Annotated in this window: 18 protein-coding genes; 17 read left to right on the top strand and 1 reads right to left on the bottom strand. The window is 67.6% G+C overall.

Annotated features, from left to right (window positions below; genetic code table 11):
* Positions 1-57: 57 nt before the first annotated feature.
* From aspS to VGQ44_08475, 14 genes are all read left to right on the top strand, one after another.
* Positions 58-1,845, top strand: a complete 1,788-nt coding sequence (aspS, locus tag VGQ44_08540; protein ID HEV8446855.1) for an aspartate--tRNA ligase — start codon at positions 58-60, stop codon at positions 1,843-1,845.
* Entirely contained in the window at positions 1,842-2,819 is a 978-nt protein-coding gene (locus VGQ44_08535) for a PhoH family protein (protein ID HEV8446854.1), read from the top strand. Before aspS ends, VGQ44_08535 begins: the two co-directional genes overlap by 4 nt.
* A gap of 35 nt (positions 2,820-2,854) precedes the next feature.
* On the top strand, positions 2,855-3,307 hold the full coding sequence (gene ybeY / locus VGQ44_08530) for an rRNA maturation RNase YbeY (protein HEV8446853.1): 453 nt from the start codon (positions 2,855-2,857) through the stop codon (positions 3,305-3,307).
* Positions 3,304-4,548 carry a hemolysin family protein gene (locus VGQ44_08525; protein HEV8446852.1) on the top strand — a complete coding sequence of 415 codons (1,245 nt, stop codon included), beginning with the start codon at positions 3,304-3,306 and terminating at the stop codon, positions 4,546-4,548. The genes ybeY and VGQ44_08525 overlap by 4 nt, the downstream gene beginning before the upstream one ends.
* Complete coding sequence (locus VGQ44_08520) at positions 4,545-5,528, top strand: CNNM domain-containing protein (protein HEV8446851.1); 984 nt, start codon at positions 4,545-4,547, stop codon at positions 5,526-5,528. The genes VGQ44_08525 and VGQ44_08520 overlap by 4 nt, the downstream gene beginning before the upstream one ends.
* The gene (meaB, locus tag VGQ44_08515) at positions 5,525-6,604 is read left to right on the top strand and encodes a methylmalonyl Co-A mutase-associated GTPase MeaB (protein HEV8446850.1); all 1,080 of its coding nucleotides are present in this window, start codon (positions 5,525-5,527) and stop codon (positions 6,602-6,604) included. The genes VGQ44_08520 and meaB overlap by 4 nt, the downstream gene beginning before the upstream one ends.
* A complete protein-coding gene (locus VGQ44_08510) occupies positions 6,601-8,295 on the top strand; it encodes a methylmalonyl-CoA mutase family protein (protein ID HEV8446849.1) in 1,695 nt (564 codons plus the stop codon). The genes meaB and VGQ44_08510 overlap by 4 nt, the downstream gene beginning before the upstream one ends.
* Positions 8,296-8,579: 284 nt before the next feature.
* A complete protein-coding gene (locus VGQ44_08505) occupies positions 8,580-10,667 on the top strand; it encodes an ATP-binding protein (GenBank protein ID HEV8446848.1) in 2,088 nt (695 codons plus the stop codon).
* A 3-nt stretch (positions 10,668-10,670) separates the two neighbouring features.
* Entirely contained in the window at positions 10,671-11,105 is a 435-nt protein-coding gene (locus VGQ44_08500; protein HEV8446847.1) for a response regulator, read from the top strand.
* 6 nt (positions 11,106-11,111) lie between these two features.
* The gene (locus tag VGQ44_08495; GenBank protein HEV8446846.1) at positions 11,112-11,894 is read left to right on the top strand and encodes a methyltransferase domain-containing protein; all 783 of its coding nucleotides are present in this window, start codon (positions 11,112-11,114) and stop codon (positions 11,892-11,894) included.
* 12 nt (positions 11,895-11,906) lie between these two features.
* Positions 11,907-12,326, top strand: coding sequence for a cobalamin B12-binding domain-containing protein (locus VGQ44_08490; GenBank protein HEV8446845.1), 420 nt, complete (start codon positions 11,907-11,909; stop codon positions 12,324-12,326).
* A complete protein-coding gene (locus VGQ44_08485; GenBank protein ID HEV8446844.1) occupies positions 12,323-13,933 on the top strand; it encodes a carboxyl transferase domain-containing protein in 1,611 nt (536 codons plus the stop codon). The genes VGQ44_08490 and VGQ44_08485 overlap by 4 nt, the downstream gene beginning before the upstream one ends.
* On the top strand, positions 13,930-15,330 hold the full coding sequence (locus VGQ44_08480) for an acyclic terpene utilization AtuA family protein (GenBank protein HEV8446843.1): 1,401 nt from the start codon (positions 13,930-13,932) through the stop codon (positions 15,328-15,330). Before VGQ44_08485 ends, VGQ44_08480 begins: the two co-directional genes overlap by 4 nt.
* Positions 15,327-15,677, top strand: a complete 351-nt coding sequence (locus tag VGQ44_08475) for a hypothetical protein (protein HEV8446842.1) — start codon at positions 15,327-15,329, stop codon at positions 15,675-15,677. Before VGQ44_08480 ends, VGQ44_08475 begins: the two co-directional genes overlap by 4 nt.
* A gap of 33 nt (positions 15,678-15,710) precedes the next feature.
* On the opposite strand, the gene VGQ44_08470 is transcribed toward VGQ44_08475, so the two are convergent.
* On the bottom strand, positions 15,711-16,169 hold the full coding sequence (locus VGQ44_08470) for a hypothetical protein (protein ID HEV8446841.1): 459 nt from the start codon (positions 16,167-16,169) through the stop codon (positions 15,711-15,713).
* A 126-nt stretch (positions 16,170-16,295) separates the two neighbouring features.
* Between VGQ44_08470 and VGQ44_08465 the strand changes: the two genes are divergently transcribed.
* From VGQ44_08465 to VGQ44_08455, 3 genes are all read left to right on the top strand, one after another.
* Positions 16,296-16,475, top strand: coding sequence for a hypothetical protein (locus VGQ44_08465; GenBank protein HEV8446840.1), 180 nt, complete (start codon positions 16,296-16,298; stop codon positions 16,473-16,475).
* 61 nt (positions 16,476-16,536) lie between these two features.
* Positions 16,537-19,035, top strand: coding sequence for a DUF3656 domain-containing protein (locus VGQ44_08460; GenBank protein HEV8446839.1), 2,499 nt, complete (start codon positions 16,537-16,539; stop codon positions 19,033-19,035).
* A 60-nt stretch (positions 19,036-19,095) separates the two neighbouring features.
* The coding region (locus tag VGQ44_08455; protein HEV8446838.1) for an ATP-dependent DNA helicase RecQ at positions 19,096-20,465 on the top strand (1,370 nt) is incomplete at its 3' end.

Below are 20,465 nucleotides of genomic sequence, written 5' to 3'. Positions count from 1 at the left end.
CGCTCGACTTCGCGGCGCGACGTCGACGCGGCTGCCGCTCCGACGACTCACTCTTCGATGAACGACAACCATCTCGCAACGACCCTGCGCACGCATTTGTGCGGAGCGCTCCGCGCCTCCGACGTGAGCCAGCGTGTGCGCCTCGGCGGTTGGGTCCACCGCAATCGCGACCTCGGCGGACTCACGTTCGTCGATCTGCGCGATCGCGCGGGAATCGTGCAGGTGTCGTTCGATCCGAAGCACTGCGCGCAGGAGGTCTGCGCGGCGGCGGCGGCGCTCGGGCCCGAGACGGTCGTCGTCATCGAGGGCGAAGTCGTCGCGCGTCCCGAAGCGATGAAGAACCCGGAGCTCGACACGGGTGAGGTCGAGGTGCGCGGAACCACGTTGACGATCGTCGGCCCGGCCACGCCGCCGGCGATTCCCGTGGCTCGCGCGCGCAACGAGAATCTCGCCGCGGAAGAGCTGCGCCTGCGACACCGGTTCCTCGACCTGCGCCGTCCCGAGCTGCAGGAGAACATCATCCTGCGCCACCGGCTGATGCAGGCGACGCGGCGCTATTTGAGCGAGAGCGGCTTCTTCGAGATCGAAACGCCCATTCTCACGAAGCCGACGCCCGAAGGGGCACGCGACTATCTGGTGCCGAGCCGCGTGCACGCCGGCGAGTTCTACGCGCTTCCGCAATCGCCGCAGCTGTACAAGCAGCTGCTCATGGTCTCGGGGTTCGACCGCTACTTCCAGATCGCCCGCTGTTTCCGCGACGAGGATCTGCGGCAGGACCGACAGCCGGAGTTCACGCAAATCGACATCGAAGCGTCGTTCGTTCAGGCGGAGGACATTCTGCGTCTGAGCGAGGGGCTCGTTGGTGCTCTATGGCGCGAGGCGGGCTTCGAGATTCCAGTGACGTTCCCCCGGATGACGTACGCCGAGGCGATGGACCGCTACGGGTCGGACCGGCCGGATACGCGGTATGGCCTGGAGATCTTCGATGCGAGCGACGTGTTCCGCGCGACGGACTACGCCATCGCCAAGGCCGCGCTCGACGCCGGAGGACGCGTGCGCGGCATTCGCGTGCCCGGCGGCGCGACGCTGTCGCGCAAACAAGTCGACGAGCTCGAAGGCGAAGCGAAGAAGGCGGGCGCCGCTGGACTGCTGCGGCTCAAATTCGTCAACGGCGCGCTCGACGGGCCGGTCGCGAAATTCCTTCCCGAAGGCGCGAACCAGCAGCTCAGCCTCGCCGAGGGTGAGCTCGCGCTCTTCGTCGCCGGACCGGATCGCGTGTCGAACCCGGCGCTCGATCGCGTGCGGCAGGACGTCGCGCGACGGTTGAATCTCGTTCCGGATTCCGTGCTGAGTTTCTTGTGGGTGATGGATTTTCCGATGTTCGAGCGTGATCCGGTCACGGGCGCGCTTGGCGCGGTGCATCATCCGTTCACGTCGCCGATGCCCGCCGACGTGCCGCTGCTCGACAGCGCGCCGGAACGCGCGCGGGCGCAAGCGTACGACTGCGTGCTGAACGGCACGGAGCTCGGCGGCGGCAGCATTCGTATCAGCGACCCTCGTCTCCAGGGGCGGATCTTCTCGCTGCTCGGCATCGACGAGGCGACGGCCGCCGCGCGATTTGGATTCCTGCTCGAGGGGCTGCGCGCGGGCGCGCCGCCTCACGGCGGCATCGCGTTCGGCTTCGACCGGATCGCGATGCAGCTGGCGCATGCCGGTTCATTGCGCGACGTCATCGCGTTCCCGAAAACGACGGCCGCGCGCGCACTGTTCGAGGGCGCTCCTTCGCCGGTGCCGGCGGAGGACCTGACCGAGCTTCACATCACAGTGACGGACACCAAGGCGTGACCGACGGCGTGGTGACCGAGCGCCTTTCCACCGAGGGTGCCGACCCGCTCACGCTGGCGGGCGTCAACGACGGCAACCTCGTCGAGCTCTCGCGCGTCACCGGCGCGCGAGTGACGTTGCGCGGCGACACGCTCACGATCTCGGGGTCCGCCGAGCTGGTGTCGCGCGCGAGTGGAATCGCGCACCGGATGATCGAGGCGGCGCGCCAGCATCGCGACCTGACCCCCGACGACATCCTGCGCTTCGGCGACTTGGTGGATCGTCACGAGGACGAATTCGAGACGCCGGCCGGACCGCAAGGCGGCAACGGCACTCGCATCGCGCTGCCCGGCGTGCGCCGCGTCATTCAGCCGAAGACGCCCGGGCAGACCGAGTACCTGCGAATGATCCAGGACAACGACATCGTCGTCGGGATCGGACCGGCGGGAACGGGCAAGACTTATCTCGCCGTCGCCGCGGCCGTCGACGCGCTGGCGCGAAAACGCGTGCGGCGCATCGTCCTCGCGCGGCCCGCGGTCGAAGCGGGGGAGAACCTCGGATTTCTTCCCGGCGACATGCAGGCGAAAATCGACCCGTACCTGCGCCCGCTCTACGACGCGCTCGACGACATGATGCCGTTCGAGCGGGTGCAGAAGGCGCTGGAGCAGCGTGTGATCGAGGTCGCGCCGCTCGCCTTCATGCGCGGACGGACCCTCGGCGACGCGTTCGTCATCGTCGACGAGGCGCAGAACGCCACGACGATGCAAATGAAAATGCTGCTCACGCGTCTTGGCGTGAACTCGCGCATGGTGATCACGGGCGACAAGACACAGGTCGATCTGCCGAAGCGCGAGGATTCGGGGCTCATGCAAGTCGAGCGAATCCTGCCGGGCATCGACGGGATCGGGTTTCACTATTTCACGGAGCTGGACGTGGTTCGCCACCGCCTCGTCCGCGACATCGTTCGCGCGTACGCGGCCGACAGTCAGGTTTGATCGCGCGTGTGCCCCCACCCACCACGCGTTCGAGCGTGAGCCTCGACGTGGACGTGTCCACGTCCGGCGTTCGCTCGCCCGTCGCGGCGGCGAAGCTCGCCGCCGCCGCCCGGGCCGTTCTGCGGACGGAGCGTGTGCGTAACGCGCTCGTTTCCGTGACGCTCGTCGATCGCCCGGCCATCGCGCGAATGAATCGCACGCACCTCGGGCACCGCGGCGCGACCGACGTGATCTCGTTTTCGTTTTCGCGCGCGTCCACCCGCGACGCGGTGATCGGCGACGTGTACATCGCGCCGGACGTCGCGCGCGCGAACGCGGCGGCCCGCGGCGTGCCGGTGCGAGAGGAGATCCTCCGGCTCGTCGTGCATGGAACGCTGCACGTGCTTGGCCATGACCATCCGGAGGGGGCGACGCGCGAACGGTCGCCGATGTGGCGAAAACAGGAGCGGATCGTGCGGCGCCTGACGCGCACCGGGGCACGCCGATGATTGTCGAGATCGCGGCGTGGATCGTCGGCGCGGTGGCGACGCTCGTCGCGTCGGCGTGCGCCGCCGCGGATTCCGCGCTCCTCGTGTCGCACGTTTCGGAGACGGCCACCGTGTGGGACGCGGAATTCGCCGACCGCGAGCGCGACCACCGCGCGCTGTCGATGGCCCGCGTGCTGGCGTACGTCGTCGCGGGCGCGGCGTTCGCCCAAGCGCTGCGACTTCCGCTCGCGTCTTTTCCAGTCCGATTCTTCGCGATCGTCATCGCGGCAATGCTCGTGTGCATCGTCGCCGAAGGCATGGGCCCCGCGATCGGCGAGGCCGACGCGGAGGCCAGCGTGCCGCGCTTCGAGCCGCTCACTCGATTCGTCAGCGTGATTCTGAGCCCGGCCGTGACGCTCGGCCAGCTCATCGACCGCGCGCTCCACGTCGTGATTCCCCCCGCGCCGCCAGACGACGAGGACCGTGAGACGTCCGCCGAGCAGTTCCGAGAGGTCGTCGCCGCGGAGGCGGAAGTCTCGTCGGCCGAGGAGGAATTGATCCACGGCGTCTTTTCGCTCGGCGAGACCGAGGTGCAGGAGATCATGGTCCCTCGCGTGGACATGGTCGGCATCGAAGCCGAAACACCCTGGTCCGAAACGCTGGACCGTATTCGCAGCTCGGAGCACGCGCGATTGCCGGTGTTCCGCGAGACGATCGACGACATCGTCGGGATTCTCTACGCCAAGGACGTGCTGCCGGCCATCGTCGCCGACGAGGAGCCGACGAACGGTTGGGGCTCGCTGGTGCGCCGGGCGACGTTCATTCCCGTCTCCAAACGGATCGACGCGCAGCTTCGCGAGTTTCAGGCGAGCCGTACGCATATCGCCATCGTCAGCGACGAATACGGCGGCACGGCGGGGCTCATCACCATCGAGGACATCCTCGAGGAAATCGTCGGCGAGATCCGCGACGAGTACGACGTCGAGGAACCGCCGATCGAGCAGCAGGGCGCCGACCGGTTCTGGGTGAGCGGCAACGTGCCGATCGACGAGTTGGCCGAGCGTCTCGAGACCGATTTCGGCGTCGAGGACGTCGCCACCGTCGGCGGGTTGGTGTACGCCCTCTTTCGCCGCGTGCCGCGGTCGGGCGAGTGGTTGGCGCACTCCGGGTTTCGCGTCGTGGTCGAGCGCGTTCGACGCCGCCGCATCGAGCGCGTGTACTTCGAGCGGCTCGAGGCCCGCCACGCGGCGGAGATCGAATGACGCTCACGCTGCCGCTTCTCGTCGCGCTCGGTGTCGTGGCGTTGCTGACGGGCGGCGGTACGGCCGTGCGTCTCGTGAGCCGGATCTGGCTGCGCCACTGGGCCGAGCGGCGTCTGCGCGGGTCGGTCGCGGCCGTGACGTATCTCGAGCGTCCGCATCGATTGCTCACCGCCGCGGGCGCGGGCGTTGCGCTCACCCTCGTCGTCGCCGGCGTGTTGATCGGCATGAGCGGGCAGGGCGCCGGCGTACTTCTCGCGGCGACCGTGTTCGCCGGTCTCGTTGTGCTCGCGGGACAGCTCGTGCCCCGCGCGATCGCGCGTCGATGGCCCTCGGCGGTCGCCGCGGCCACGCTGCCCGAGCTGCGGTTCGCGGACATGGTCACGATGCCGCTCGTCGCAACCGGACGAGCCGCCGCGCGGCTCGTCGTGCGCGCCGTGCCTCCGGTTCCAACGCTCGAAGTGCGCGACCCCATCCAGGAATTGCTGCGCGAGGGTGAGCTCGAGGGCATCGGCGAGCGCGAAGAGATCGCGATCATCAGCGGCGTCGTGGAATTCAGCGGGAAGGTGGTGAAGGAGGTGATGACGCCACGATCGGACATGTTCGCGCTTCCGGACGGCGTCGATCCGAGAACTCTCGCCGCGCAGATCGCGCAGTCGCGCTACAGCCGCGTGCCGATCTACCATGGGACGCTGGACCAAATCATCGGCATGGTCCACGCGTTCGATGTGATCAAGGCCCACGGCGACGATCCGCCGCGCCTTCGTCCCGTCGCGTTTTCCGCTCCCGGCGCTCCCTGCAACGAGCTACTGTTTCGCATGCTCCGCGAGCGACTTCACTTCGCCATCGTACGCGACGAATCGGGCCACGCACTCGGTCTCGTCACACTCGAGGATCTCCTCGAGGAGTTGGTCGGCGACATCCGCGACGAGCACGACGAGCCCGAGCCGCCGCGCGCCCCCCCGAAACCGAGCGGAGCGTGACGACCGTTCCGGCGGTCGATCGACGCGCGCGGCTGCTCGCGGATTTCGACGCTGGACACAAGGCGGCGCTCGCGCGCGTCGTGAGCGTCGTCGAAAACCACCGGCCCGGGTTCGACCGCGTTTTGGCGGCACTGCACGCGCGCGTTGGTCATGCGCGGCGCATCGGCATCACCGGACCGCCGGGCGCGGGCAAGAGCACGCTGACGGTCCACCTCGCGCGCGCGTATCGAGAGGCTGGGCTCTCCGTGGGAATCGTCGCCGTCGATCCGACGTCTCCATTCACCGGTGGCGCGCTGCTCGGCGACAGAATTCGCATGGAGGCGGTCGCGCTGGACCCGGGAGTCTTCATTCGATCCATGGCCACTCGCGGCTCGCTGGGCGGACTCGCCGCGGCGACGCGCGAAGTCGCCGACGTGCTCGACGCCTTCGGTCTCGATCGCATTCTGATCGAAACGGTGGGCGTGGGGCAGAGTGAGCTGGACATCGCGCGGACCGCGGATACGAGTGTGGTCGTGCTCGTTCCGGAGTCGGGCGACTCGATTCAGACGCTCAAAGCCGGCTTGATGGAGATCGCCGACGTCTTCGTCGTGAACAAATCGGATCGGCCGGGCGCGGATCGACTTCGTAATGAGCTCGAGCTGATGCTGGGGCTGAGGCACGGGGCAACGATGCGCAACGTGCCGGCGCACCACGGTGTGGACCTGTCCATGAATCCGCGGCGCGCCGCGCGCGCCGCAGCGCGCGAAGACAATGCGGAACACTGGACGCCCCCGGTGATTCGAACCGTTGCATCCAACGGGGAGGGGATCGCCGAGGTCGTCGAGGCGACCGACCGGCACCGGGGCTATCTTGAAAAGAGCGGGACGCTCGGCGCGCGCCGCCGGGCCCGGTTGCGCGATCGCGTGAAGGACGTCGTTGAGATGCGGGTGCGCAGCCGTATCTGGACCGACGCCGGCACCAACGCGTGGTTGGATGATCAGTTGGGTGCGCTGGAGGCCGGCACGACGAATCCGTTTGCCGTCGCGGACGAGCTGCTGGCGCGCAGCGTGAACCTTCTAACGCGGAACGAGTCATGACGTCGACGCGAGATTTCACCGACCGCACAGCGGACGACCGAGAAGAGCTCGATCGTTTGCGCGCCGAGGTCGCCGAGTGGCGGCGTCGCTACGAGGCCGGCGAGCTGCGCGACATCGCTTTCGTCAACTCGGCGCGCGAAGTCGAGGCGCTGTATACGGCCCTGGACGCCGATCCCCAGACGGCGGAGAGCCTCGGCGTTCCCGGCGCGTACCCGTTCACGCGCGGCATTCACCCGACCGGGTACCGCGGCAAGCTGTGGACGATGCGTCAGTTCGCCGGCTTCGGCAGCGCCCGCGACACGAATGCGCGCTTCAAGTTCCTCCTCGAGCACGGGCAGACGGGCCTTTCGACGGCGTTCGACTTTCCAACGTTGATGGGCTACGACTCCGACCATCCGCGCTCGCTCGGTGAAGTCGGCAAGACCGGCGTCGCGATCTCGAGCCTCGCCGACATGGAGGTGCTGTTCGACGGCATTCCGCTCGACCGTGTGTCGACGTCGATGACGATCAACGGGCCGGCGATCATCATCTGGGCGTTTTACGTGGCCGCGGCGGAAAAACAGGGCGTGTCCGCGGACAAGCTGCGCGGCACGATTCAGAACGATATCCTCAAGGAGTACATGGCGCAGCACGCGTGGTGCTTCCCGATCGAGCCCGCGCTGCGTCTGATCGTCGACTGCTTCGAGTGGGGCGCGAAGAGCGCGCCGCTCTGGAACACGATCTCCATCTCCGGCTATCACATTCGCGAAGCCGGCGCGACGGCCGCGCAGGAGTTGGCGTTCACGCTCGCCGACGGCTTCACGTACGTCGAGCGCGGCATCGAGCGCGGCTTGGACGTCGACGACTTCGCGCCGCGGCTGTCGTTCTTCTGGGACATTCACAACGATTTCTTCGAGGAGATCGCCAAGCTCCGCGCGGCGCGCCGCATCTGGGCGCGCCACATGAAGGAGCGGTACGGCGCGCGCAGTCCGCGGTCGTGGATCATGCGATTCCACTCGCAGACGGCCGGCGTGACGCTCACGGCGCAGCAGCCGATGAACAACGTCGTGCGCGTCGCCTACCAGGCGCTCGCCGCGGTTCTGGGCGGCACGCAGTCGCTCCACACGAACTCGATGGACGAGACGCTCGCGCTGCCCACCGAGGAAGCCGTGCAGGTCGCGTTGCGCACGCAGCAGGTCCTCGCGTACGAGACCGGAACGCCCAACGTCGCCGATCCGCTGGGCGGCTCGTACTACATCGAGGCGCTCACCGACCAGCTCGAGCGCGAGGCCGAATCGTTGTTCGAGGAGATCGAACAAGTCGGCGGCGTCGTGCGCGGTCTCGAGACGGGTTGGTTCCAGCGCAAAATCGCCGAGTCGGCGGCGCGCCAGCAGTGGGAGATCGAGCAGCATCGGCGCGTGATCGTCGGGGTCAACGAATTCGTGACCGACGAGCCCGAGCTGAGCATTCCGATTCTCAAGGTCGGCGCGGACGCCGAGGCGTCTCAGCGCACGTCGATGGCCAAGCTGCGCGCGGCGCGCGACAACGCGTCGTGCGAAGAGGCGCTCGCCCGGTTGCGCACCGCGGCGAAGGGAACGGAAAATGTCTTCCCGTTCATCCTCGAGTGCGCGCGGCGTTACTGCACGCTCTATGAGATTCGCGCGGCGATGGAAGAAGTCTTCGGCGCGTACCGGGAGCCGGTCTTTTTCTAAGCACCGCCGGGCGCGGCGCGCGGCTTACACCACCTGATCGAAGTGCTGCGCGATGCGCTTTCGCATCGACGCGTCGGGCAAGCTGGTCGGCGGTCGCCAAAGGGACCGGCAATGTCGTGCTCGGCGCGCGCTCAATTGTCGTTGTCCCGGCGCTCGTTCCGCAACGCCGCCTCGAAGACGAGCTGAAATAGGACCAAAGTCGTATCGTCATGCCCGAGCCCGGCCGCTTACGCTTACCTCTCTCCGCGTACGGGTAAGCTCCGACGTCGATGATCGAAAAGCCTGTGAGCGCGCCTTCATCCGGCGCCGCGCCGCTCGGGCTTTGGCGCGGAATGTTGCTGTTTGCGCCGATCGCGATCCTCGGCAATTTCGTCGGCCCGTGGATGCGCTACCCGGAGCTCGGGAGCGCCGTCGTCTTTCCGCCGTACGCGGCGCTCACGGCGGCGCTGCTCCTCTCGCCAAAGCGCCACTGGGGCTGGTACGTCGTGGTCCACGTGGCGGCGCACACGTTCGCGTCGTGGCCGCATTGGAGTCTGTCGTGGGTCCTCGTCTCGGACGTCGCCAACCTCGCGCGTTCGTTCACCGCCGTCGCGTTGTTGCGCTGGGCGTTGAGGGGGCAGCTCCGGTTGAACGACGTCGACAGCCTCGCGCGCTTCGCGCTCGCCGCGGTGCTCATCGCTCCGATGGTCGGCGCGACGATCGGCGCGGCGAATGTTGTGCTTCACGGAGCGTCGGCCGGCTACTGGCGCTCGTGGGGCGAATGGTTTCTCTCGAATGCGCTCACGGGGCTCACGCTGCTCCCGGCGTTCGTACTCGGCGGGGCCGCTCTCGCCAAACGACGCGATCACCGCGTGAGCCACGCGCGCGCGGCGGAGGGCGCCGTGATCGCCGCCGGGCTCATACTCAGCGGATCGCTCGCGTTCGTCATCGCCGCCGGCAGCCGGTGGCAGCTCGCGCTTCTGCTCTACGCGCCGATCCCCGTGTTGATCTGGACCGCCCTCCGTTTCGGAACGGGAGCGGTGGGCCTCGGCCTCAGCGCGATCACGTTGGTGGCCATCTGGAGCGCGGATCGAAGAACGGGCCTCTTCGCCTCCACGACGGCCGATGAGAACATTCTCGTTCTCCAGCTGTTCGTGCTCCTCACGGCGATTCCGGTATTGTGCATCGCGGCGGTCGGCGGAGCGCGACGCACCGTGGTGCAATTGCATCGCGCGCTCCTCGCATCGCTCCACGACCATGTCGCCATTCTCGACGCGCAGGCCGTCGTCGTCGAAGTGAACGAGTCGTGGCGGCGTTTCGCGGATACGCCGGCCGCGGGCGCGTTCGACCGGGTCGGCGTCGGCGGGAGTTACCTCAACGCATGTCGCGCCGGGGCAGAGCGGGGCGACCCGATCGCGGCGCGCGCGCTCGCGGCCGTGACGCGGGTGTTGGCGCGCGAGGTGACGCGCGTCGAAGTGGAATACGACCACGCGGCGGGCGGGCGCCGATACGCCCTGAGCATCGAAGCGTTGGAGCGCGGCGACGGAGGCGCGGTCGTCACCCGGTCGGACGTAACGCCGCGCCGCGAGGCGCAGGTGGCGATGGACGAACAGCGCCGCGAGCTGTCGCACCTGGCGCGCGTCACGGCGTTGGGGCAGCTCTCGGGCGCGCTCGCCCACGAGCTCAACCAGCCGCTGACGTCGATTTCGAACAACGCGGAAGCGGCTCGGCATCTGCTCAGACGCCGTCCCGTCGACCTGCCCGAGATCGACGCCGCGCTCGGCGACATCCTGGCAGAGGATCGCCGCGCCGCTCAAGTGATTCGGCGTCTGCGCGCCCTGTTGCGTCGCGGCGAGGCGCGCGTTCTCCCGCTCGACGCCGGCGAGCTCGTGACCGAAGTCGTGGAGCTGTCGCACGCCGAATTGATCACGCGCGGCGTGGCCGCGAACTCGGTCATCGGGGGGGATCTTCCGCCGGTGCTCGCCGACCGCGTACAGCTCCAGCAGGTGCTGCTCAATCTGGTTCTCAACGCGTGCGAAGCCATGGAGCCGGTCCGGCCCCACTACCGGCGTTTGTCGGTGATCGTGGTGCAGGAGGGGAGCCACGTTCGATTCTCGGTGCGAGACTCGGGAACGGGAATCCCCGCGCACCTGGTCGACCACCTCTTCGAGCCGTTCGTGACGTCCAAGCGCGAAGGACTCGGATTGGGCCTCTCCATCTCGCGAACGATCGTCGCGGCCCATGGCGGGCGCATGTGGGCCGAGAACAACGCCGATGGCGGCGCGACCGTACACTGTTTGTTCCCCGCCGCCGCGCGCGATGCCGTCGCGGAAACGCCCGAATGCCAGGACGATGTGGCGCAGACCGCCGCCGACATCGCCATCTCCGCCTAGGCCATGACGAAGCCCCGTGTCTCGGTCGCCATCGTCGACGACGAAGAGTCGGTCCGCACGAGCTTGCGGCGCCTCTGCCGCGCGCTCGGACTCGATGCCGCGGTGTTCGCGTCCGGGCCCGAGCTGATCGAACATCTCGACGCGGGCGCACCGTCGCCGGACTGTTTGCTGCTCGACGCCCACATGCCGGACATGACCGGCCTCGAGGTCCTGCAGCTCCTCACCAGTCGCGGAAAGCGGTTTCCCGTCCTCGTCTACACCGCCGATGACGCGGCCGAGGCGCAGGCCCGCTACCTTGCCGCCGGCGCCGCCGACTATCTGAGAAAACCGCTCGGGAGCGACGAATTGTTTGCCGCCGTCACGCGCGCGGTGGGTGGCGGCGAGCTGCTCGCGCCGACTCTCGCGCCGATTACGTCGGTGGTCGAATCCTCCCACTGAGCCATCGTGGCCCCCGCTAGCTTGCGCGCAATGTCGAGCGCGAACTGGTGGGCCGACTATTTCGATTCACAATACCTGCTCGAGTACGAGCCGCTCTTTTCGCCGGAGCGGGATCGCGCGGAGGTCTCGCGTCTCATCGACATACTCGGGTTGCCGTCGGGCGCTCGGATTCTCGACGTGCCGTGCGGCCAGGGGCGACACGCCCACCTCCTCGCCGAGGCGGGCTTCGACGTCGACGGATACGACTACTCGGCGGAGCTTTTGGATCGGGCGCGCAAGCGCGGAACTTCGTCGCGGCTTCGCTATCGCCGAGGCGACATGCGCTCGCTTCCCACCGCGTGGACCGGCCGGTTCGAGGCCGTGCTCAACCTCTTCACCTCGTTCGGATTCTTCGCCGAGCCCGCGGATGACCGGCGCGTGCTCGCGGAGTTCGCCCGCGTGCTGGCGCCCGGCGGAATGCTCGTGTGGCACGGCGCGAGTCGAGATGGAGTCATGGCGCGGTTTCTCGTCCGCGACTGGTGGCAGACCACGGACGGAACGCTCGTGGCACAGGAACGAACCTACGACGCGCTGTCCGGCATTCTGAACGTGAGCTCGGTGTGGGCCGGGAACGGCCGGCGGGGCGAGCGCGCTCACCGAATTCGCCTGTACACGCCAACTCGGCTCGCCGAGCTGTGCGCGGACGTTGGGCTCATCGTGGAGCGATCGTTCGACAGCTTCCGCGACCGCCCGCTCACGCGTCGCTCGAGCGAGATGATGCTCGTCGCGAGAAAAGATGATTCCGAGTAGCTTGAGGACGCCATGCGTCCCATACGAGTCTTAGTAGCAAAACCCGGCCTCGACGGCCACGATCGCGGCGCGAAGGTCGTCGCCGCCGCCCTGCGCGACGCGGGGATGGAAGTCATCTACACCGGGCTGCATCAGACGCCGGAGATGATCGCCACGGCCGCGGTTCAGGAAGACGTCGATGTCGTGGGGTTGTCGATACTTAGCGGCGCTCACATGACGCTGTTTCCACGCGTCCGCGAGCTCCTCGTCGAGCAGGGCCGCGACGACATCCTCGTCACCGGCGGCGGCATCATTCCGCGCGAAGACATGGAGTCGCTGAAGGAAAAAGGCATCGGCGAGCTGTTCGGGCCGGGCACGAAGACGACCGACCTGATCGACTACATCAAACGGTGGTTCGCCGAGCGAGAGGAGCGGCTCGGGCAGGAAGCGTGACGACCCGGCTCCGACAGCTCAGCGCGGAAGTTCGAGAGCTCGAGGCACGGCTCAGAGACGGCGGCGGAGCGGAGAAGGTCGCCCGCCAACACGCGCAAGGAAAGCTCACGGCTCGCGAGCGCATCGAACGATTGCGCGATCCCGATTCGCGCTTTCTCGAGATCGGCCTCCTCGTCGCGTACGACGAATACGACGGCCAGGCGCCCGCCGCGGGCGTCGTCACTGGAATCGCCACGGTGTGCGGGCGCGAAGTCGTCGTCGTCGCCAACGACGCGACGGTCAAAGCGGGCTCGTGGTGGCCCGAAACGATCAAGAAGATGCTGCGTGCGCAGGAGATCGCGATGCGCTGCCGCATCCCGATCATCTATTTGGTGGATTCGTCGGGCGTGAACCTGCCGTACCAGGGCGGCGTTTTCCCCGGGCAGTACGGCGCGAGCCGGCTCTTCTATTACAACTCCATCATGCGGCGCTATCTGCGAATTCCGCAGCTCGCCGCGGTGATGGGACCGTGCATCGCCGGCGGCGCGTATCTTCCCGCGCTGTCCGATCTCATCGTCATGGTGAAAGGCACGTCGTTCATGGGACTTGGCGGACCCAATCTGGTGAAGGGTGCCACCGGCCAGGTGATCGACGCCGAGACGCTCGGCGGGGCTGTGGCACACACCGAGGTGAGCGGCGTGGCGCACTACGCCGCGGACGACGATGCGTCTTGCATCGCCAAGCTCCGCGATCTCGTGGCGAGGCTGCCCGAACAGAAGCGCATCGGAAATGGTTCGTCCGGCGTGGGGGAGAAGGGCAACGAGGCGTTGTACGATCTCTTGCCGGCGGACCACCGCATGTCGTACGACATGCGCGCGCTCTTGAACGCGATCGTCGACGATGGTGCGCTCGACGAGTTTCAGCGTGGTCTCGCGCGCGAAATGATTTGCGGCGACGCGCGAATCGACGGCGTGCCCGTCGGCGTCATCGCCAATGAACGCGGCCTCGTCAAAGGCCGTCAGGGCGAGAAGCCGCGCTTCGGCGGCATTGTCTACACTGAGAGCGCGGAGAAGGTCGCGTACTATATCGACCGGTGTGATCGCGAACGGATCCCTCTCTTGTTCGTGCAAGATGTGTCCGGATTCATGGTCGGTCCGGAAGCCGAGCACGAGGGGATCATCCGCGCCGGCGCGCGATTCGTCGAAGCCATGGCGACGGCGCGGGTGCCGAAGATCGTGCTCACGGTCAACCACGCGTCGGGCGCAGGCTACTACGCGATGGCCGGCCAAGGATTCGACCCCGATTTCATCTTCAGCTGGCCGACGGGCCGCATGGCCGTGATGGAAGGCGAAGCGGCGGTGCACGCCGTGCACGGCCCGGCCATCGAGAAGGCGAAAGCGAAAAAGGCCAGCGTGGCGTCCGAAACCGCAGAAGCGATCGCCGAGATGCGCGCAGACTACGAGCACCAGCTCGACGCGCGCTTCGCCGGCGCACGCGGCTTCATCGACGCCATCGTGTATCCCGAGGACACGCGCGACGTGATCGCGTTGGCGTTGCGCGCCACGCTTCAGAATCCCGGTCCGCACCTCGGACCGTTCGTCCTTCCCGCTCACTTCGACGAGGCATGACCGCGCCGACGCAGATGTTCACCCGTGTGGCCCGTCCCGAGCGCATCGTGCGCGTCGCGGCGGGGCAGGGGTTCTGGGGCGACTGGCTCGAGGCGCCCCGCCGCCAGGTCGAGGGTGGTCCAGTCGACTACCTGATGCTCGACTACTTGGCCGAAGTCACGATGAGCATTCTACAAAAGCAGAAAGAGCGAGACGCGAACATGGGGTACGCGCGCGACTTTGTGGGCGCGGTGGACAGTGTGCTGGGAGGGATCGCCGAGCGCGGCGTGCGCGTCGTCGCCAACGCGGGCGGCGTGAATCCGCCGGCCTGCGCCGCCGCCGTGCGGCAAGTCGCGGTCAAGCGCGGCGTGTCGGACCGCGTCCGCATCGGCGTCGTCACCGGCGACGATCTCTTGCCCCGCATCGACGAGTTGCTGTCACAGGGCCACCCTCTCGCCAACATGGACACCGGGGAGCCGCTGTCCACCGTACGCGATCGCGTGCTCTCGGCGAACGCGTACATCGGGTCGGTGCCGATCGTGGAAGCGCTGTCGCGCGGAGCGAACATCGTCATCACCGGGCGCTCGACCGACACGGCGCTCACGATGGGGCCGCTGCGATTCGAGTTCGGCTGGCGCGCGGACGATTGGGACCGGCTCGCGGCCGGAATCATCGCCGGCCACATCATCGAGTGCGGCGCGCAATGCTCGGGCGGAAACTGCTTGTACGACTGGCAAAACATCCCGGATCTCGCGAACGTCGGCTATCCGATCGTCGAGGGATCGGCGGATGGAACGTTCGTGATCGCGAAGCACCCGAACACCGGCGGACGGATCTCGGTGCAGTCCGTCTCCGAACAGCTGGTCTATGAAATGGGCGACCCGCACTCGTACATCACGCCGGACGTCGTCGCCGACTTCACGTCGATTCGGCTGGAACAGGTCGGCGAGAATCGAGTGCGCGTGTTCGGGATCAAGGGCCGGCCGCCGACCGACAAGCTGAAAGTCTCGATCGCCTATCGCGCCGGCTTCAAGGCGGTCGGCACGCTCGTCTACGCATGGCCCGACGCGCTGGCGAAGGCGCAGCTCGCCGACCGCGTGCTGCGCGAGCGGCTCGATCGCCTCGGCTTGCGATTCGATTCCGTCCTCACCGAATTCGTCGGCGCCTCGGCGACGCACGGCCGACTCGCCGGAGAGGCGCACGACCCGCCGGAGGTCCAGTTCCGCATCGGCGTGCGGGGCGAGGACAAGGCCGCGGTCGAACGCTTCACGCGCGAGATCGTGCCGCTCGTGCTGAACGGTCCGCCCACCGTGACGGGATTCGCTGGCGGCCGCCCCAAGGTCGAGGAGATCGTCGCCTACTGGCCCGCGCTCATCGACAAGCAGGTCGTGCGCACGAAAGTCGAGGTGCTCTCATGAAAGTGCGGCTCCTCGATCTGGCTCACGCCCGCTCGGGCGACAAAGGCGACACCGCCAACGTCGGCGTCATCGCGCTGCAGCCGCGTTGGTACCCGGTGCTCGAGAAATACCTGACTCGCGATCGGGTGGCGGAACACTTCGCCGGACTCATCACCGGCGGCGTGGAGCGCTTCGAGCTTCCGAACCTGAACGCGCTCAACTTTTTGCTGCATGGCGCGCTCGACGGAGGCGGAACGCTCTCGCTCAAAACCGACGCGCAGGGAAAAGTGTTCTCCACCGCGCTACTGCGCATGGTGGTCGACGTGCCCGACGCCGAGGCCGTGGCCGTGGGCTTGACGGGGGAGTAGAGGGACCGTGCGCACTGCGGCCCGAGCGCGGGTTTATTTGTCCAGAGCCGGTCCCATCCGCATCACGACGCGAAGCGTGCTGTCCGCAAAAATTCCCGTTGCTCGGCGCTGATCGGGATCTCGCGCGTAGAAGATCGATCCCACGCGCAACACGGCGAGCCTGGTGCTCGGGGAAAGAGCGTGATCGAGCTGCGATGCCAGGCGCCTGCACACCGAGCCATCGGTGACCGGAACTACGGCGACCTGGGTGGCGGAGTCGGGAATGCCCTGTTCGTGCCGGAGCTCGACGAGGAGCCGGCTGGCGCTGAACAAGATCTCTTCGACGTCCTCGCGAGCGCTGTCGAGAGCTGGCGTGGTAAGGGCGCAGGGCTCCTGCTCACGCTGTCGCAGCGCGGCCAAGCCGGCGTTATTCTCCTGCGCCGCAGCGACGCTCGAGCGCACGCCGAGGGCAGAGATTGCCAACGATACGGCGAACGCGACAGTCATTTTCATATTGGCGTTACTCCCTCACAGAGTCAGAGCGTTGACTAGCAAGCCGAAGGCCGAATTGGTGTACCGTGGGTCACCGTCGATCAATCGCCGAACTATTCCGCGCCAGATAGGCTGCTACCTTCGGGCGTGATCGAGATCAAGCGTCGCACCGAGATTCAACTCATCCTCGCCGCGATCGGGCTGGCGGTGTGGGGATACGGCGCGCGTTCCGACGACCATCGCCTCGAGTGGATCGGGATCGCGTTCTTCGGAGCCGCCACGGCCCTCCGGTTCTTCAAAAAGCGTCCGGAGCCGCCGGAGGAATAGCCCGTCCGGAGCGGCCCGCGCTCTGCCAGCCGTCTCGTCGCACGCTTATTCTTTCAAGGCTATGGCGTCGCGACACATCCCCGAGCTGCTCGCGCCCGCTGGCTCACTCGACGCCGTCCGCGCCGCCGTGGCCAACGGCGCGGATGCCGTCTACCTCGGCGCGGCGCGGTTCAACGCCCGCGACGAAGGCGCCCAACTCTCGCTCGACGAGTTGGCCGAGGCGTGCCGCATCGCGCACGAACGGCAGCGGCGCATCTACCTCACGCTCAATGTGCTGATCAAGCCCGCCGAGCTGATTGACGCACTCGTGTTTCTCGGCGAGGCGGTGGACCGCGGCATCGATGCCGTGATCGTGCAGGACATCGGCCTCATTCGGCTGATCCGGACCATTTATCCGGAGCTCGAGATTCACGGCTCCACGCAAACGACTGTGCATGACGAATCGGGCGCGCGCGTGATGCTGGAGCTCGGCGTCGACCGCGTGGTGCTCGCGCGGGAGAACACCCTCGACGACATTCGCGCCATTCGCGCCGCCGTTCCGGCCCTCGGACTCGAGTCGTTCGTGCACGGCGCGCTCTGCATCTCGTATTCCGGCCAGTGCTTCATGTCGGGAATGATCTCCGAGCGGAGCGCGAACCGGGGCTCGTGCGCCCAATCGTGCCGCAAGGACTACGTACTCACCGACGCGGCCAACGGATCGGAACTCGACCGCGGCTATCTCATCTCGGCGAAGGATCTGGCGGCGCACGAGCATCTTCCCGCGATTTCGGACGCCGGCATTGTCTGCCTCAAAGTCGAAGGGCGAAAGAAAAAGCCGGAGTACGTCGCGACGGTCACCAGGACCTACCGCGACTTCCTGGACCGCGTCGAGCGCGGCGACGACACGCCGGCGTCGCCCGAAGAAGTGCAGCCGCTCGTGCAGATCTTCAGCCGCGGTTTTACCGGCGGCATGTTCGGCGGCCGAGCCGGGCGCGACTACGCGACGCGCACACAGCCCGACAATCGAGGCATCGACCTCGGCGTCGTCGTCGGCCAGGAACGCGGAGAGATTCTCGTCGAAGTCTCTTCGCCGATTCGCGAGGGCGACGGCCTCGGCTTCGAGGCGCCCGACGCGATCGGTGGGCCGACGATGGGCTTCACGGTGGGGGCGGTGCGTACGCTCGCGTCACGAAACATCGTGAAGCAGGCAATCGACTCTCGCGTGCGCGTTCCGGCGGGTTGGCGAGTGATTCGTACGTCGGAGGCCGCGCTCCTCGGACGGGCGCGCGCCAGCTTTTCGTCGATGACGCGCGACATGCGCACGAAACGGTCGCGTCTCGACGTTCGGCTCTTCGGCGCACATGGCACACCGCTCAAGGCGGTGTTCACGTCCAACGGCGACGCGGTGACAGTGCGGAGCGGGACGACACTCGCGCCGGCGACGAAGCGTCCGCTCGACGCCGAACTACTCCGGGACCAGTTCGGCCGGCTGGGTGAGACGGCGTTCTCGCTCGGCGCCGTCGACATGCAAGGACTCGAGTCGGGACTCTTTCTGCCCGTCAGCGAACTAAACCACCTGCGCCAGCGTGCCGTCGACGAGCTCGCGCAGCGGCGCGGTTGGGCGCACGACACGCGCATCGGCGAACGCACGGCGCGCATCGACTCGGCCGTTGCGGCGATTCGCGTGGCCGAGTCGAGTCTCGACAACCACGCGCCACTCGAGGCGCCGCGTCTCACCGCGCAGGTCTATCGGATCGAGGCCGCCGAAGCCGCCGCCGCATCCGGTGCGACTGAAGTCTGCTTCGATCCATTTCTCAGGCATCCGGCGCCGCCGCTCGCGCGCGTCCGCGCGCTCGGCGAGCGGCTCGCCGAGTCCGGCGTCACGCTGCGGCTTCGCACGCCGACCATCGTTCGGCCGGAAGAGCGACGAGCTCTGGGGAAGTGGCTCGACTCCGGCCTGCCGTTGCTCAGCGGCCACCTCGGCCTCGTGTCGGAGTGGGGACGGGCAGGACGCGACGTCGTCGCCGACTACGCGACGAACGTGTTCAACGCGCATTCGGCGGTCGAAGTGTTTCGCGTCGGCGCGCGACGAATCGTCGCGTCGGTCGAGCTCACCGCCGACGAGCTCGCGCAGCTCGTCGCGCCGTGGGGCGGTAAGGGCTTCGACGTCTTCTTGTACGGACGCCCGGAGGGGATGACCATCGAGCATTGCGTGCTCTCGGCGGCGTTCGAGCGCGAACCCACGACTTGCCGCGACCTATGCGTCGTGAAGCACGCGAACGTCGAGCTGACCGATCCCACGGGCTACACGTTCCCAGTCGCGACCGACTCCGCGTGCCGGAACCGCCTGCTGCATTCGCGCCCGGTGGACGGCTCGGAATTTCTGCCGAAGCTCTGGCGCGCGGGAATTCGCGGATATCAACTCGTGTTCAACGTGCCCGGTGACGACGTCGGCGCGATCGTCGCGCGGTATCGGTCGATGATCGACGCGCTCAGTGCGGGGGCGGAGCCGGACACGGCGGAGATTCGCCGGCTCCTCGGCACGTCGTTTACGCGCGGTCATTTCGCGCGTGCGGTGTAACGATCCTGCGCGCCGCCTTTCGATGACGGCCTTTGTTCGACTCGGTGTCACGCTGAGCCCGTGACCAGCACATCGACGGCGTCCACCATGCCGACGCTCGAGCAAGCGCGTGCCGCCCTGCGCGAGCGATTCGGCTATCCGGCGTTTCGAGCGGGGCAGGAAGCCGCCGTCGAATCGGTTCTGGCGGGGCGCGACACGCTCGTCGTGTTGCCGACGGGCGGCGGAAAATCGCTCTGCTTTCAGGTCCCGGCGCTCATCCTGCCCAAGCTCACGGTCGTCCTCTCGCCGCTCATCTCGCTGATGAAGGACCAGGTGGACGCGCTGGCCGCGCGCGGGCTTCCGGCGACGTTCGTCAACAGCACGCTCACCGGCTCGCAGATCTCGGATCGGCTCTCACGCGCGATGCGCGGCGACGTCAAGCTGCTCTACGTGGCACCGGAGCGGTTTGAATTCGGGACGACGGCCGAACGTTTGCGGGATGCCGGCGTCTCGCTGCTCGCGGTGGACGAGGCGCACTGTATCAGCGAATGGGGACACGATTTCCGCCCCAGTTACCTCAAGATCGCCAGCGTCCGCGAGCGCCTCGGCAACCCGCCGACCGTTGCGCTGACCGCGACCGCGACGCCGCACGTCCGCGCCGACATCGTCACGCACCTGGGTCTCGAGAAGCCGACGACGATCATCACGGGATTCGACCGGAAGAATCTGGCGTATCACGTCGTGCCGACCAAGACCGAGCGTGACAAGGACGACGCGCTCGTCCAACTGCTCCGATCGAACAGCGACGGACTCGCCGTGGTGTACGCGGCGACGCGGAAGGCGGTAGAGCGGATCGCGACGCTCCTCGAGCGCGCGCGCATTCCCGCGGCCGCGTATCACGCGGGCCTCGACGATGCGCGGCGCCACGCGGTGCAAGACGCGTTCATGACCGAGAAGGTGCGCGCGATCGTCGCCACGAACGCGTTCGGCATGGGGATCGACAAACCGAACGTGCGGCTCGTCGTGCACTACGCCATGCCGGGCACGCTCGAGGCGTACTACCAGGAGGCTGGCCGCGCGGGGCGCGACGGTCTACCCGCGACTTGCTATTTGCTCCACGCGTTTCCCGATCGCTTCACGCACGAGTTCTTCATCAAGGGCGCCTACCCGGAGCGCGCGCTCGTCGAGAAGGTGTACCAGCGTGCGTGCACGCTGGCGGATAAGACAGGCGCGGTGTCGCTCGAGCCGGCGTCGATCGCCGCGTCGCTGCCCGGCAAGGTGAGCGACCGCGAGGTGGAGTCGGCGTTGCGTGTGCTCATCCAGGCGGGCGCGATCCGTTCCGAGCCGGAGAGCGGCAGTCGGGTCTTCGTGCGGCTGCTCGCCACGCCGGATCGGATCAAGCGCGAGCTCGGCGCGAGCCGTGCCCTCGAGCTGGGATTGCTCCGCGCCCT

This window comes from Gemmatimonadaceae bacterium (assembly GCA_036003045.1).
Lineage (GTDB): Bacteria > Gemmatimonadota > Gemmatimonadetes > Gemmatimonadales > Gemmatimonadaceae > JAQBQB01.
The sequence above is the reverse complement of the archived record's forward strand: the minus strand, read 5'-3'. Positions and strand labels throughout refer to the sequence as shown.

Coding starts and splice junctions, on each gene's coding strand:
- aspS (HEV8446855.1), top strand. CDS start 58: ATGAACGACAACCATCTCGCAACGACCCTGCGCACGCATTTGTGCGGA.
- VGQ44_08525 (HEV8446852.1), top strand. CDS start 3,304: ATGATTGTCGAGATCGCGGCGTGGATCGTCGGCGCGGTGGCGACGCTC.
- VGQ44_08520 (HEV8446851.1), top strand. CDS start 4,545: ATGACGCTCACGCTGCCGCTTCTCGTCGCGCTCGGTGTCGTGGCGTTG.
- VGQ44_08510 (HEV8446849.1), top strand. CDS start 6,601: ATGACGTCGACGCGAGATTTCACCGACCGCACAGCGGACGACCGAGAA.
- VGQ44_08500 (HEV8446847.1), top strand. CDS start 10,671: ATGACGAAGCCCCGTGTCTCGGTCGCCATCGTCGACGACGAAGAGTCG.
- VGQ44_08490 (HEV8446845.1), top strand. CDS start 11,907: ATGCGTCCCATACGAGTCTTAGTAGCAAAACCCGGCCTCGACGGCCAC.
- VGQ44_08480 (HEV8446843.1), top strand. CDS start 13,930: ATGACCGCGCCGACGCAGATGTTCACCCGTGTGGCCCGTCCCGAGCGC.
- VGQ44_08475 (HEV8446842.1), top strand. CDS start 15,327: ATGAAAGTGCGGCTCCTCGATCTGGCTCACGCCCGCTCGGGCGACAAA.
- VGQ44_08470 (HEV8446841.1), bottom strand. CDS start 16,169: ATGAAAATGACTGTCGCGTTCGCCGTATCGTTGGCAATCTCTGCCCTC.
- VGQ44_08460 (HEV8446839.1), top strand. CDS start 16,537: ATGGCGTCGCGACACATCCCCGAGCTGCTCGCGCCCGCTGGCTCACTC.